At 34.6% G+C, this 408-nt stretch carries 1 protein-coding gene; it reads left to right on the top strand.

What is annotated here, in order from left to right; all coding sequences use genetic code 11:
• Positions 1–152 precede the first annotated feature (152 nt).
• Complete coding sequence (locus H3U96_RS11115) at positions 153–305, top strand: hypothetical protein (RefSeq protein ID WP_165755093.1); 153 nt, start codon at positions 153–155, stop codon at positions 303–305.
• The last annotated feature ends 103 nt before the right edge of the window (positions 306–408 follow it).

Raw genomic sequence — 408 nt, 5'->3', positions numbered from 1 at the left:
GTGCTTTTATGGCAACCCCGGCATCCCAGGCGCTTATCCAATTATAACCACCTTGACCATTAGGAAAATTCAAACCTATTATTTGCCGTAAATCAGTTAAAGGGTTAAAACCATCGCCTAATATAATATAGGGAGAATTCCCGGTAATAACTTTGACGGTACTGGCTCTTAGAGATGTTAATGCAGAACTACTTGATGAAAAGAATAAAACTAAAGTAACGGCGAAAACGCTAAAAAGCGGCGAAAATAAAAATAACCTTAAAAAACGAGAAAAAAATAAATTACTAGAAAAGACTAAACGTTGATTGCAACAATAAGATGATTTTAAAGTATAAGTTGGGCAGGTTTGGTGTTTGGTGTTTGGTGTTTAAAATTATAGTTCATAACAACAGCCTTGTCAAGTAATTC

It is taken from the genome of Gilliamella sp. M0364 (genome assembly GCF_016100565.1).
Classification (GTDB): domain Bacteria; phylum Pseudomonadota; class Gammaproteobacteria; order Enterobacterales; family Orbaceae; genus Gilliamella; species Gilliamella apis.
The sequence above is the reverse complement of the archived record's forward strand: the minus strand, read 5'-3'. Positions and strand labels throughout refer to the sequence as shown.